The following is a 12626-nucleotide window of genomic DNA, read 5'->3' as shown; positions in this document are numbered from 1 at the left end:
ATCCATGATATCAACACTCCCATAAGCAGAAGATCGCGAGCCCGCAGAGGCCCGCGCGCATCATCGGGACTAGTCGCTTGCATCACGCCGTCATCGCCGCCACGGGGCTGTACACGCCGCCGTTCAGCATTTCGAACACCGAACTGGTTGAGGCCTTCAACGCCTTCGTAGAACGCTTCAACACCGCCAATGCCGACGCCATCGCGGCCGGCGAGGTGGTGGCCCTGGCCCCCTCTTCGCCCGAATTCATCGAGAAGGCGTCCGGCATCAAGTCGCGCTTCGTGATGAACAAGGACGGCATCATTGACCCGGACCTGATGCGTCCCGTCCTGCCCGAGCGCGGCAATGACGAGATCTCGATCCTGGCCGAAATGGCCGTGGAAGCCGCCAAGCAGGCGATCAAGGCCTGGGGCAAGCCGGTCAGCGAGATCGGCGCAGTGATCTGCGCCGCCTCGAACATGCAGCGCGCCTATCCGGCCATGGCCATTGAGGTGCAACAGGCCCTGGGCATCGAAGGCTTCGCCTTTGACATGAACGTGGCCTGCTCGTCGGCCACCTTCGGCATCAAGACCGCCGCCGACTTCATCGCCACGGGCAGCGCCAAGGCGGTGCTGATGGTCAATCCCGAGATCTGCTCGGGCCACCTGAACTTCAAGGATCGCGACAGCCACTTCATCTTCGGCGACGTGGCCACCGCCGTGATCATCGAGGACGCCGAGCAGGCTACGGGCGGCTGGGAGATCCTGGGCACGCGCCTGAAGACCGTGTTCTCCAACAACATCCGCAACAATTTCGGCTTCCTCAACCGCGCCGCCCCGGAAGGCGAAGGCGCGCGCGACAAACTGTTCGTGCAGGAGGGCCGCAAGGTGTTCCGCGAAGTGGTGCCGATGGTCAGCGAGATGATCCTGCAGCACGCCGCCGACATCGGCGTGGACCCGCAGGCGCTCAAGCGCCTGTGGCTGCACCAGGCCAATATCAACATGAACGAGATGATCGGTCGCAAGGTGCTGGGCCGCGATCCCGCCCCCGGCGAGAACGTCATCATCCTGGACACCTACGCCAACACCAGCTCGGCCGGCTCGATCATCGCCTTCCACATGGCCAATGATGATTTCGCGGCGGGTGAGACAGGTCTGATCTGCAGCTTCGGCGCGGGCTACTCGGCCGGCACGGTGTTTGTGCGCAAGCGCTGAGGCGCCAAAAAAATCTTGTCATCCCGGCCGCAGCGAAGCGGAGAGCCGGGACCGCCGCAAACTCAGAGCGCGTAGCGGTCCCGGCTCGGCGCGCTCCGCGCTTGGCCGGGATGACAGCCACTATTGTGGATGGGCCGCCTTCCAGTCCATCGCCCGACGGACGCGAACGCTCACGGCCGGGTGATCATAGAACAGCGCCTCCTCCAGCCTGCCGGGCGTCGCGGCGCGGTACTCGATGGTCTTGACCAGAGCCTTGGCCAGCCCGTCGGGCTCATTGACACGCTCGAGGCTGTAGCGGTCGGCGTCGGTCTCGATCTCCCGGATCACCGTATTGGCGATCGGTCCGCCCAGCAGGCCCAGCACCGCCAGGATCACCCCCAGCACCGGCAGGCCGGCAGGATCGGCGATGCCCGTCACCCCGCCGGCGCCCAGCAGCCGCTGGGTGGAAACGAACAGGCGATCGACGACGAAGAAAGCCAGGACCGCCAGCAGGCTGAAGATGCCGGTGATCCAGAGGGAGTGGCCGCGGGCGTAGTGGCCCATCTCGTGGCCGACGACGCCACGCACCTCGGCCAGGTCAGCGCCCTTCTTGAACATGGTGTCGCTCATGGCGATCCGCGCCGAGCCGAACAGGCCCGAGACATTGGCCGTATAGGCGTTGGACTGTTTGGAGCCGTCATAGATGAAGATCTTGTCGGACGGCACGCCATTGGCCTTGGCCATCTGGACCACGGCGTCGCGCACCTGGCCGTTGGGGGCCGGCGTGTACGTGTTGAACAGCGGCTCGATATAGATCGGGGCGACCAGCATGCCCAGGACCATGAAGCCGGCGGTCAGGCCGCCCGCCCACAGCCACCACAGGCGGCGCGCCTTGCGGATAAGTGCATACAGGGCCACGAAAAACAGACCGGTGAAGACAGCCGATATGGCTATCGACATCACCCCTTCGCCCAGCCAGCCGGTGAAGGCCTGACTGGTCATGCCGTACGATTTCTCGCGCCACCAGTTGGAATAGGCCGACCAGGGCAGGCCAAGGGCCCAGTCGACCAGCAGATAGATCACCCCGACCACGAAACTGGCCACGATCGGGCGCGGACGGCGGCTCTCCAGCCCCGATCGCACCCGGACCAGCACGCCCGAGCGGACGATCAGCCAGGCCGTGACGACCGAGATCAGAAAACCCCACAGCAGCAGCCAGTGGCCGCCCTGCGTATAGGCCTGCGCCTTGGCGTGGGCCGCCGGTGACAGCTGCGCCAGATAGGCGGCCGTGGCGGCGGCCGCATCGAATTGTTGGGTCATTGCCCCTCCCCCTGAAGCTCGTGGACCGGAGAAGGGCAGAGTCCGCAGCAGGCGTCAGCTTAATTCCTTGTCAGGCGGCGGGAAGCGTTCGCCGGTCGCGCTTGCCTCTGGCGAAGGACGCACCGGCGTATAGAACTGGAGTCGCGCACCGATTTTCGAGGCCTTTATGCGATTCCACGACCGTCGAACCATTCTCCTGGGCGCCGGCGCGCTGACCCTGGCCGGCTGTGGCGACAAGGCCCGGAACGCGGCCGCCCAGACCACGGCCCAGCGGGTCGCGGCCAGCAAGACCCTGCGTATCGGGCTGGAAGGCACCTATCCGCCGTTTAACTTCCAGGACAAGGACGGCCAGCTGGCCGGGTTCGACGTCGATTTCGCCAAGGCCCTGGCTGCCCAGATGGGCCTCAAGCCGCTGTTCAGCCCCTCGCCCTTCGCCGGCCTGCTGGGCGCGCTGGAATCCCGACGCATCGACGTGGTGATCAATCAGATCACGATCACGCCCGAACGCGCGGCCAAGTACGATTTCTCCAAGCCCTATACGGTGTCGGGCATCCAGATCATCGTGCTCAGAGGCAAGGCCGGCCCCTACTCGCCCGCCGAACTGGCCGGCAAGAAGGTCGGCGTGGGTCTGGGCACCAATTACGAGAGCTGGGCGCGGGCCAATGTCCCGACCGCCGACATCCGCACCTATGACGACGATCCGACCAAGTATCAGGATCTCAAGGCCGGCCGCATCGATGCGGTGCTGAACGACCGGCTGGTGGCCGCCGACTTCGTCAAGAACTCGCCGGAGTTCATCGCTGCGGGTCCAGCCTTCGCGGCCCAGAACCAGGGTGTGGCCATGCTGAAGGATCCGGCCATGAAGGTTCTGGTCGATCAGGCCATCGCGGCCATGCGCGCCGACGGCCGGATGGCGGCGATCTCGCGAACCTGGTTCGGCGCGGACGTGACCCAATAGGCATGGACGCCACCCTCGACCTTCTGACCCAGTCGGCGCCGCTGTTGCTGAAGGGCGCGGGCTATACCGTGGCGCTCAGCCTGATCGGCATGAGCCTGGGGCTTGTATTGGGCTTTGGGCTGGCCCTGATGCGGCTGTCGCGCTCGGCCCTGCTGCGCTGGCCGGCTGGCGTCTATGTCTCGGCCATTCGTGGCACGCCGCTGCTGGTGCAGCTGTTTCTGATCTATTACGGCCTGCCGCAGTTCGGGATCGAGCTGCCGCCGCTGATGGCGGCCGGCATCGGTTTTTCGCTGAACATCGCCGCCTATGCCTGCGAGATCCTGCGCAGCGCCATCGCCAATGTCGATCGCGGCCAGTGGGAGGCCGCCACCGTGCTGGGCATGAGCCGGGGCCAGGCCCTGCGCCGGGTGATCCTGCCCCAGGCCGCCCGTACCGCCGTCGCGCCGCTGTCCAACAGCTTCATCAGCCTGGTCAAGGACACCTCGCTGGCCGCCACGATCCAGGTGCCGGAGCTGTTCCGCCAGACCCAGCTGATCACGGCCCGCACCTTCGAGATCTTCACGATGTATCTGGCCGCCGCCGCGATCTACTGGATCGTCTCGACTCTGCTGGCCGCTGGCCAGGGCGTGCTGGAACGCCGCGCTGCGGAGGGCCGCCGATGAGCGCCGTCTCCGCCAGGGGCCTGATCAAGTGCTTTGATGGCACCACCGTGCTGAACGGTGTCGACATCGAGGTCGCCCGGGGCGAGGTCGTGGCCATCATCGGCCCCAGCGGCTCGGGCAAATCCACCCTGCTGCGCTGCATGGCCGGTCTGGAGCTGCTGGACGGCGGATCGCTGAGGATCGCCGGCGTCGAGGCGGCGCCCCGCGCGCCGCTGGCCCGCGCCCTGAAGGGCCGGGTGGGCTTCGTCTTCCAGAGCTTCAACCTCTTCCCGCACCGCACCGCGCTGCAGAACGTCGCCGAGGGCCCGATCGTGGTGCGCGGCGAGGCCCGTCCCGCCGCCGAGGCCCGCGCACGGGCCCTGCTGGAGAAGGTCGGCCTGGGCGCACGCCTCGACGCCTATCCCGGTGAACTGTCAGGAGGCCAGCAGCAACGCTGCGCCATCGCCCGGGCTCTGGCCATGGATCCGGAGGTCATTCTGTTCGACGAGCCGACCTCTGCCCTGGACCCGGAACTGGTCGGCGAGGTGCTTTCGGTGATTCGTGAACTGGCCGTGGAACGACGCACCATGCTGATCGTCACACACCAGATGGACTTCGCCCGCGACGTCGCAGACCGCACCATCTTCATGGATAGCGGCGTTATCGTCGAACAGGCCCCCTCGCGCGAGCTGTTCGGAGCGCCTAAGGAAGAGCGCACGCGACGATTCCTCGGCAAAGTGACGACGCCCTGAGCCTTATTTTGGCCAACGGCGCCCCCCACCACATCGCCGCCAACGCCGCGTGCTGTTGAGGCGAGGTCCCGTGAAACTCTATATCGAACTGAAAGGCGCTTCAGGCGCCGTCTACCGCTACAAGCTGGCCGAGGACGCTGATCCCCGGACGACCATCGCTGGCAATTTCGTCTATATCGACGCCAAGGGCGCCGTGCTGTTCGCAGGCGAGACCAATAACCTGATCGGCGCAACAGCACGCTGGCCGGAGGCCCAGACCCGCCATAGCGCAACCGCGCTGTACACGCGCCTGAACGTCTCGGGCGCATCGCGCGCCGAGGAGCATACCGATCTCGTCACGGCGCTTGATCCCGTGATGAACCGCGACGCCTAAACGTCCCCATCTGTCGCCGGCTTCGCTATTGTCCAGCCGATGCGACCCGAGATTCTCTTCCCACTGTTTACGCCGGTCTCCACGCTGAAAGGCGTGGGGCCGCGCGTCGCGCCCCTGGTCGAGAAAATCGCCGGCTCGATCGTCCGCGACGTGCTGTTCACCGTTCCCACAAGTGTCATCCGCCGTACCGCCACCACGGTCGACCGGGCCATCGACGGCCAGGTCCAGACCTTTATCGTCGGCATCGACGCCCATCAGCCGCCCGGCCGCCTGGGTCAGCCCTGGAAGATCCGCGCCTGGGACGAGACCGGTTTCCTGACCCTGACCTGGTTCAAGGGCCACGGCCCGCACCTGGAGCGCCAGCACCCGGCCGGCTCGCGCCGCGCGGTCAGCGGCAAGGTCGAGCGGTTCGGCTCCGAGATCCAGGTCGCCCACCCCGAATATCTGCTGCCCGAAGAGCGCGCCGACGAGATACCCGACTTCGAGCCGGTCTATCCCGCCACCGCTGGCCTGCCCTCGCGCACCTTTCGCCGGTTCGCCCTGGAAGCCTTGGGCCGCGCCGCCGACCTGCCGGAATGGTTGGACCCCGCCTGGCAAGACCGCGAAGGCTTGCCGTCCTGGCGCGCAGCCTTCGCCACAGCCCACAACCCCGCCGGCGAAGCCGATGTCCACCTGCTGTCGTCGCACCGCCGGCGTCTGGCCTATGACGAACTGCTGGCCCACCAGCTGGCCCTGGCCCAACGCAAGGCCTCGCGCCGCGCCCAGCCGGCCCCGCGCATCGGCCCCAGCCCCTTGGCCGCCGACGCCGAAAAGGCCCTGCCATTCAGACTGACCGGCGCCCAGATCCGCGCGCTCTCTGAAGTCAGGGGGGACCTGGCTTCCGGCGAGCGCATGAGTCGGCTGCTGCAGGGCGATGTCGGCTCGGGCAAGACCGTGGTCGGCATGCTGGCCATCGCGGACGCGGCCGGCGCGGGCCTGCAGTCGGCGTTCATGGCCCCCACCGAGATCCTGGCCCGCCAGCACTACGAGACCATTGCCCCGGCCATGACCGCGCTGGGCCTGTCGGTGATCCTGCTGACCGGGCGCGACAAGGGGGTAGGCCGCGCCAGCAAGCTGGCGGGTCTGGCCAGCGGCGCGCACGCGGTGGCGATCGGCACCCACGCCCTGTTCCAGAGCGACGTGGTATTCAAGAACCTGGGCCTGTCGATCATCGACGAGCAGCACCGCTTCGGCGTCAACGAACGCCGCCGGCTTCAGGACAAGGGAGATGGAGTCCATCTTCTCGCCATGTCGGCCACGCCGATCCCGCGCACCCTGGAGTTGACGGTGTTCGGCGACCTGGATGTCTCGCGCATCGACGAGAAACCCCCGGGTCGCACGCCGGTGGCGACCCGCGCAGTGCCCATGCCGCGCCTGCCCGAGATCATCGCCCGCCTGAAAAGCGCGGCCCAGGGCGGCGCCCAGGCCTTCTGGATCTGCCCCCTGGTCTCGGAGTCCGAAAAGATCGACCTGCAGGCCGCCGAAGCCCGCGCCGCCGACCTGCGCCAGATCATCGGCTCTTCGGTTGGCCTGGTGCATGGCCAGATGCCCGCCGCCGAGAAGGACGCGGTCATGGCCGACTTCGTCGACGGCAAGGTGTCGGTTCTGGTCGCCACCACGGTGGTCGAGGTCGGGGTCAATGTGCCCAACGCCAGCATCATGGTCATCGAACAGGCCGAACGCTTCGGCCTGGCCCAGCTTCACCAGCTGCGCGGTCGGGTCGGCCGGGGCGCGCGAGAAAGCTCGTGCGTGCTGTTGTATGACCTGCCGCTGTCCGAAACCGCCCAACAGCGGCTGGACATCCTGCGCAAGTCCGACGACGGCTTTGAGATCGCCGAGAAGGACCTTGAGCTACGGGGGGGCGGCGATCCGCTGGGCCTCAAGCAGAGCGGCTTTCCCGCCTACCGCCTGGCCGACCCCGTGGCCCACCGCGACCTGATCGCCGTCGCCGCCGACGACGCCCGCCTGATCCTGGCTCGCGACCCGGATCTGACCTCGCCACGCGGTCAGGCCGTGCGCACGCTCCAGGAACTTTTCGACTGGAAACCGACCGCACCACAGCACGACGCAGGGTAGAGCGCGACGGCGCGCGAGCCTCGTGTGACGAATGATCCCCCAAAGACGGGTCAAGCTGCTATACTGATGAAAGCGTTGATCCGTCGACGCTCATTGCACCAGCAGAATGGCCTTCTTGGCGCCCCGGCTTTGCGCGCAGTCGCAAACTGACCGGCGCCGTCGCTTACCCTGCGCGCACCCGGAAGGTACCATGGCTCAACGCGCCGAAATCAGCTTTGCCGCCCAGAACGATCGTCACAGCACCTATGAGCGGATCACTCACATCGGCGGCGGCGTCGCCAAGCCCTGGAAGCTGACGATCAAGGAAGCGATCAAGCTGGTCGACAGTGGCAAGTGGCGCTTCTTCGTCATGCGCGACGATGTCGAGGTCAAGGTCGAGGCCCAGACCAGCCGCACCGGTTGCCGCTATCTGAAGACCGCCAACGACCGCAACGAGCCGCACGACCTGCTGACGCTTCCCGACTTCCCGGCGACCGAGACCGCCTGATCGCGCAGCCGGCTCAGTCGGCCGCCGCGCCCTTGCGGTGATGCCAGAGGTGCATGGCGCTCGCCAGCACACCGCCGACCACCAGGCCCACCACGGCTGAGCCCAAGGCGAACGCCAGCCAGCCGGTCACCGCGCCCACGCCGGGAACGCCATGCGCCCAATGCGAGAAGCCTTCCACCCAGACCGGGATCGGGGTCAGGTGGAAGTGCTCCAGGCCATGGACGATGATGCCGCCGCCGACCCACAGCATGGCGGCGGTTCCGATGAGGGTCAGAGCCTCCATGGTGATGGGCATGGCCCTGACCAGGCCGCGCCCGAACCCGCGCACGGCGGCGTTCTTGCGCTGGGCCAGGTGCAGACCGATGTCGTCCATCTTTACGATCAGCCCCACCACGCCATAGACCGCGATGGTCAGTAGTACGCCGACCACGGCCAGGGCCCCGGCCTGGATGAGCAAGGGTTTGTCGGCCACGTCGGCCAGGGCGATGGCCATGATCTCGCCCGACAGGATCAGGTCGGTGCGGATGGCGCCATTGACCTTCTGGGCTTCAAGCTCCGGACCGCTCAGGGCCAATTCCTCGGGCTCTTCGGCGCTGTGTTGACCGCTCAGCGCCTCCAGGATCTTCTCGGTCGCCTCAAAGGCCAGATATGACCCGCCAACCATCAGGATCGGCGTGACCGCCCACGGCGCGAAGGCGCTGAGCGCCAGCGCACCGGGCAGCAGGAACAGCAGCTTGTTCTTGAACGAGCCCACCGCGATCTTCCAGACGATCGGCAGTTCGCGGTCGGGCGTGAAGCCCATGGCGTAGCCGGGCGTCACCGCCGCGTCGTCCACCACGACACCGACCGCCTTGGTCCCGGCCTTGCCGGCCGCGCCCGTGACATCGTCCAGGGAGGCGGCGGCGAGCTTGGTGATGCCAGCGACATCATCCAGCAGTGCGGCAAGGCCGGAAGGCATGGGGGGCGACCGATTCTGATAGCGGAAAGAAGTGGAACGCCACGGTGTGGTGATCGGCTCCGAAAGTCGATGATAGGATCGCTTGCCTGACGCGGGGTGAGGTCTGAAAGCGTGAAGAGATGAATATTCCCGCCGCCCTCGCCCGCCTCGCGCCACGCCTGTCGCCGACCGCGACGACGGCGGTGAACGCCCGGCGGCTGTCGGGCGGCGCCAGTCTTGAGACCTGGGCCTTCGATCTGGACGATGGCGCGGCCCTGATCCTGCGGCGACGCCCCGACAACGCACCGCCGCGCGAGACCGCCGCGACCCTGGCCCACGAGGCTGCCCTGATCGTGGCCGCCGGCCGGGCCGGCGCACCGGTTCCGATCGTCGAGCGTGTCTGCGATCCCGAGGACGGCCTGGGCGAGGCTTTCATCATGCGACGGCTCGAGGGCGAGGCCCTGGGCAAGCGTATCGTCCGCGACGCCGCCTTTGACGCGGTTCGGCCCGACCTGGCGCGCCGCTGCGGCGAGGTGCTGGCCCAGATCCACGGCGCCGCGCTGGACGACTTGCCGCCGCTGACCACCTCGGACGCCCGGGGCGAACTGGCGCGCTATGAAGCGGTGTATCGCCAGCACGGGGCGGAGCGTCCGACCTTCGAGGCCGCTTTCCGCTGGCTGGAGGCTGTCGCACCCGAGCCCCTCGCGCCGGTGCTGGTCCATGGCGATTTTCGCAATGGCAACCTGATGATCCATGCCGAGCAGGGCCTGGTGGGCGTGCTGGACTGGGAACTGGCCCATCTGGGCGACCCGGCCGAAGACCTGGGCTGGATCTGCGTCAATTCCTGGCGCTTTGGGCAGTGGCGCAGGCCGGTGGGCGGCTTTGGCGACTATCAGGCCCTGCTGGACGGCTATGCCCAGGCCGGTGGGCGCGAGATCCCACTGTCGCGACTGCAGTTCTGGCAGGCGCTGGGCTCGCTGAAATGGGGCGTGATGTGCCTGATGATGTATTCCAGCTTCGCGACCGGCGCCGATCCCTCGATCGAACGCGCCATGATCGGTCGGCGGGTCAGCGAGACCGAGATCGATCTGGTTCGGCTGATGGAGACGATGGCGTGATCACCTGCCCGACCGCCGGCGAACTCCACTCCGCCCTCGCCCTGTTCGACCGCGACGCAGAGGGCCCAGCCGACGCGCGTCGCGTGTTTCTGGCCCGCGTCGCCGACAATGCCCGCGCCCTGCTTGAGCGGGAGGCTGGCCTGGGCGACACCGCCGAGCGCGAGGAACGCGCGCGGCTTTCGGACCTGTTGGATGTCGAGGGTGACTTCACCGACCTGAACCACAGGCTCTGCCAGGCGCTGCGATCCGGCGCGCTGGATCCGCGTGCGCCGGCCCTGCTGGCCCATCTGCGGGCGACGGCGATCGCCCGGATCGCCATCGACCAGCCAGGCTACTGCGGGCTTGAGGCGCTGCTCGCAGACTGAACCGGCCTGCCCGTGTAGGTGGCCACCCGGCCCTGGGCGTCGGCCTCGATGTCGGCATAGAACAGGTTGAAGCCGTCGACCTTGCGGCGGTCGGCCCAGGAGCCTGCATCGCGCAAGGCCGTCGATTTGGGTCGACTGGTGTGCAGCAGGCCATCCTCGCACTGGGCCCAGACCTGGCGCTGCAGGAAGGCCGGCCGCGCGCCCCATTCCAGGCCGGTAGCGTTGGCCGCGCCCTGGTTCAGCCGCGCCGGCGCCCGCTCCTGACTGACACCGCCAAGCAGCGGATTGAAGCACAGCGCCCGGCGGTCATTCAGGTCGATCAGCTGGTCGCCGGAGTCCCAGATCAGCGAGCGACGGGTCAGCTCCTGGATCCGCTGGAAGTCGCCCTCCTGGGCCGAGGCCCAGGCCGCGACGCACCCAGCCTGATCGCGTCGCTCACAGGCCGGCAGGGGCGACACCAGGCCGTATTCCTCGGCCGGGACGATGGTCTCGATCAGATAGGCTGCGACCAGACGCTTCTTGACCGCCGGATCAGCGGCGATCTCCTCGCGCAGCAGCCTGGCGGACATTGCCCCGCCCTGCTCGACGCCCACCAGGATGAACGGCCGGCCGCTGTTGTAGCGGGCCAGATAGAGCCGGAACGCCTCGCGCACGTCGCCATAGGCAAAACGCCGCGCCTCGCGCGCGTCATCGCGCAGGGTGAGATAGGTGTAGAGGCTGGCCTGGCGATACCGCGGCGCGAACACCCGACCCACACGATAGAACGGCCCGGCATAGTTGGGCAGCACCACGCGGTTCAGGAACCGCTGGGCCTTGGGCTGGTCGATGGCGCCGTTCCAGTCCTGGCCACCGTCAAAGGTGGTGGGGTGGACGAAGAACACGTCGGCCGGCGGATCGGCGAGCGTGGGGCCGGCCGGCTCCTTGGGCCGCAGCGCCCAGGACGAGGCCTGGGCGTAATGCGGCGGCGGCGGCGGCTCATAGGTCAGGAACGGCACCTTGGGATCGAGCGCGTTGCTGAGGATGTCGTAGCGCCAGACGAAGGCCGCCGAGACCAGTAGCCCCAGAAAGAGCACCGCTCCGGCGAAAATCCAGCGCTTGAAGCCCTTGAAGCGATCACCCATGACTCTGGGTTACACCAAGGCTTGAGGAGGTTTAAGCCCCCTCCTGCCCGATGATCGCTACCGAGCACACATTGCTGGCCGGCGCGCCGCCCAGATTGTGGGTCATGCCGAAAACCGGGTCTTTCAGCTGGCGCTCACCGGCCCGTCCCTGCAGCTGCAGGTACATCTCGTAGAGCATCCGCAGGCCCGAGGCGCCGATCGGGTGGCCGAAGCACTTCAGACCGCCGTCGATCTGGCAGGGCACCCCGCCGTCGGCGTCGTAGAAGCCGTCCATCACGTCGCGCCAGCCCTGGCCCTCGGGCGAGATGAACAGGTCCTCCATCGTCACCAGCTCGGTGATCGAGAAGCAGTCGTGCACCTCGATCATCGAGATCTGCTCGCGCGGCCGCTCGATGCCGGCCTCGCGATAGGCCTTGCCGGCGGCGATGCGGGCGGTGTGGAAGTGGCTGCCGTCCCAGCCGTTGTACTGGCTCTCATAGCCGTTGGAGACCGAGAGCTGGATGGCCTTGACCATGGTCAGGTTCTTCTTGCCCATCGCCTTGGCGATCTCGGGCGTGGTGACGATGGCGCAGGCCGCGCCGTCCGACACGCCGCAGCAGTCGAACAGGCCTAGCGGCTCGGCGATCATCGGGGCGTTCAGCACCTGCTCGACCGTGACCGGCTTGCGCAGGTGGGCCTTGGCGTTCTTGGCCCCGTTGGCGTGGCTCTTGACCGAGACGTGAGCGATGGCCCGCTTCAGGTCGTCCTTGGAGACGCCGTGCTTGGCGCGATAGGCGCTGGCCAGCTGGGCGAAGTTGCCGGGGGCCGAGCCGTTGGGCATGACCTGCGGCATCAGCGTGCCCGGATTGGCGACCGGCAGCCCGCCATAGCCGGTGTCCTTCAGTTTCTCCACGCCGAGAGCGATCGCAATATCAGCCGCGCCGGAGGCCACGGCATAGACCGCGCCCCGGAAGGCTTCCGAGCCCGAGGCGCAGAAGTTTTCCACCCGGGTGACGGCGATATTGGGCAGGCGCAGGGCGATCGACATCGGCGTGCCGCCCTTGCCCGTGCCCATCTCGTCGACATGGGTCGAGAACCAGGCCGCGTCCAGCTGGCTGGGCTCGATGCCGGCGTCGCTCATCGCCTCGATATAGGCCTCGACCATCAAGTCGTCGGGACCGCAGTCCCAACGCTCGCCGAACTTGCTGCAGCCCATCCCCAGGATGGCGACCTTGTCACGGATGCCTTGCGCCATGGTGAGTGCTCCCTAGTTTCCGACTGGCTTTGA

Annotated in this window: 13 protein-coding genes; 9 read left to right on the top strand and 4 right to left on the bottom strand. The window is 67.5% G+C overall.

What is annotated here, in order from left to right; all coding sequences use genetic code 11:
• The first annotated feature begins 77 nt into the window (after nt 1–77).
• The gene (locus ACN2C8_RS08210; RefSeq protein ID WP_419255353.1) at nt 78–1193 is read left to right on the top strand and encodes a beta-ketoacyl-ACP synthase III; all 1116 of its coding nucleotides are present in this window, start codon (nt 78–80) and stop codon (nt 1191–1193) included.
• A 120-nt stretch (nt 1194–1313) separates the two neighbouring features.
• On the opposite strand, the gene ACN2C8_RS08205 is transcribed toward ACN2C8_RS08210, so the two are convergent.
• Nucleotides 1314–2492 (bottom strand): M48 family metallopeptidase, encoded by a 1179-nt coding sequence (locus ACN2C8_RS08205; RefSeq protein WP_419255351.1) that lies wholly within the window; start codon nt 2490–2492, stop codon nt 1314–1316.
• 166 nt (nt 2493–2658) lie between these two features.
• Between ACN2C8_RS08205 and tcyJ the strand changes: the two genes are divergently transcribed.
• From tcyJ to ACN2C8_RS08175, 6 genes are all read left to right on the top strand, one after another.
• On the top strand, nt 2659–3450 hold the full coding sequence (gene tcyJ, locus ACN2C8_RS08200) for a cystine ABC transporter substrate-binding protein (RefSeq protein ID WP_419255350.1): 792 nt from the start codon (nt 2659–2661) through the stop codon (nt 3448–3450).
• Between the two features lie 2 nt (nt 3451–3452).
• Complete coding sequence (gene tcyL, locus ACN2C8_RS08195; RefSeq protein WP_419255349.1) at nt 3453–4112, top strand: cystine ABC transporter permease; 660 nt, start codon at nt 3453–3455, stop codon at nt 4110–4112.
• Complete coding sequence (locus tag ACN2C8_RS08190) at nt 4109–4843, top strand: amino acid ABC transporter ATP-binding protein (protein ID WP_419255347.1); 735 nt, start codon at nt 4109–4111, stop codon at nt 4841–4843. Before tcyL ends, ACN2C8_RS08190 begins: the two co-directional genes overlap by 4 nt.
• 70 nt (nt 4844–4913) lie before the next feature.
• A complete protein-coding gene (locus tag ACN2C8_RS08185; protein WP_419255346.1) occupies nt 4914–5216 on the top strand; it encodes a hypothetical protein in 303 nt (100 codons plus the stop codon).
• 39 nt (nt 5217–5255) lie between these two features.
• Nucleotides 5256–7331, top strand: a complete 2076-nt coding sequence (gene recG / locus ACN2C8_RS08180) for an ATP-dependent DNA helicase RecG (protein WP_419255345.1) — start codon at nt 5256–5258, stop codon at nt 7329–7331.
• Nucleotides 7332–7521: 190 nt separating this feature from the next.
• Complete coding sequence (locus ACN2C8_RS08175; protein WP_419255344.1) at nt 7522–7818, top strand: DUF3892 domain-containing protein; 297 nt, start codon at nt 7522–7524, stop codon at nt 7816–7818.
• A 13-nt stretch (nt 7819–7831) separates the two neighbouring features.
• Here the strand turns inward: ACN2C8_RS08175 and ACN2C8_RS08170 are convergent, their stop codons facing one another.
• On the bottom strand, nt 7832–8776 hold the full coding sequence (locus ACN2C8_RS08170) for a DUF808 domain-containing protein (protein ID WP_419255343.1): 945 nt from the start codon (nt 8774–8776) through the stop codon (nt 7832–7834).
• A 119-nt stretch (nt 8777–8895) separates the two neighbouring features.
• Between ACN2C8_RS08170 and ACN2C8_RS08165 the strand changes: the two genes are divergently transcribed.
• Both ACN2C8_RS08165 and ACN2C8_RS08160 read left to right on the top strand, forming a co-directional pair.
• Nucleotides 8896–9873, top strand: a complete 978-nt coding sequence (locus ACN2C8_RS08165) for a phosphotransferase family protein (RefSeq protein ID WP_419255342.1) — start codon at nt 8896–8898, stop codon at nt 9871–9873.
• On the top strand, nt 9870–10238 hold the full coding sequence (locus tag ACN2C8_RS08160) for a DUF6285 domain-containing protein (protein WP_419255340.1): 369 nt from the start codon (nt 9870–9872) through the stop codon (nt 10236–10238). The genes ACN2C8_RS08165 and ACN2C8_RS08160 overlap by 4 nt, the downstream gene beginning before the upstream one ends.
• On the opposite strand, the gene ACN2C8_RS08155 is transcribed toward ACN2C8_RS08160, so the two are convergent.
• Together ACN2C8_RS08155 and ACN2C8_RS08150 are read right to left on the bottom strand one after the other, a co-directional pair.
• Nucleotides 10205–11359 carry a DUF3089 domain-containing protein gene (locus ACN2C8_RS08155; protein ID WP_419255339.1) on the bottom strand — a complete coding sequence of 385 codons (1155 nt, stop codon included), beginning with the start codon at nt 11357–11359 and terminating at the stop codon, nt 10205–10207. The two genes, ACN2C8_RS08160 and ACN2C8_RS08155, sit on opposite strands and share 34 nt — an antisense overlap.
• Before the next feature lie 31 nt (nt 11360–11390).
• Nucleotides 11391–12593: an acetyl-CoA acetyltransferase gene (locus ACN2C8_RS08150; RefSeq protein ID WP_419255338.1), complete on the bottom strand. Its 1203-nt coding sequence runs from the start codon at nt 12591–12593 to the stop codon at nt 11391–11393.
• Between the last annotated feature and the right edge of the window lie 33 nt (nt 12594–12626).

It is taken from the genome of Caulobacter sp. ErkDOM-C (genome assembly GCF_048541825.1).
Classification (GTDB): Bacteria; Pseudomonadota; Alphaproteobacteria; order Caulobacterales; family Caulobacteraceae; genus Caulobacter.
This window is presented reverse-complemented; position numbering and strand designations above follow the sequence as displayed.

Excerpts from the sequence above, each read along its gene's own strand:
- ACN2C8_RS08205 (WP_419255351.1), bottom strand. The coding sequence starts at position 2,492 with ATGACCCAACAATTCGATGCGGCCGCCGCCACGGCCGCCTATCTGGCG.
- tcyJ (WP_419255350.1), top strand. The coding sequence starts at position 2,659 with ATGCGATTCCACGACCGTCGAACCATTCTCCTGGGCGCCGGCGCGCTG.
- tcyL (WP_419255349.1), top strand. The coding sequence starts at position 3,453 with ATGGACGCCACCCTCGACCTTCTGACCCAGTCGGCGCCGCTGTTGCTG.
- ACN2C8_RS08190 (WP_419255347.1), top strand. The coding sequence starts at position 4,109 with ATGAGCGCCGTCTCCGCCAGGGGCCTGATCAAGTGCTTTGATGGCACC.
- recG (WP_419255345.1), top strand. The coding sequence starts at position 5,256 with ATGCGACCCGAGATTCTCTTCCCACTGTTTACGCCGGTCTCCACGCTG.
- ACN2C8_RS08175 (WP_419255344.1), top strand. The coding sequence starts at position 7,522 with ATGGCTCAACGCGCCGAAATCAGCTTTGCCGCCCAGAACGATCGTCAC.
- ACN2C8_RS08170 (WP_419255343.1), bottom strand. The coding sequence starts at position 8,776 with ATGCCTTCCGGCCTTGCCGCACTGCTGGATGATGTCGCTGGCATCACC.
- ACN2C8_RS08165 (WP_419255342.1), top strand. The coding sequence starts at position 8,896 with ATGAATATTCCCGCCGCCCTCGCCCGCCTCGCGCCACGCCTGTCGCCG.
- ACN2C8_RS08155 (WP_419255339.1), bottom strand. The coding sequence starts at position 11,359 with ATGGGTGATCGCTTCAAGGGCTTCAAGCGCTGGATTTTCGCCGGAGCG.
- ACN2C8_RS08150 (WP_419255338.1), bottom strand. The coding sequence starts at position 12,593 with ATGGCGCAAGGCATCCGTGACAAGGTCGCCATCCTGGGGATGGGCTGC.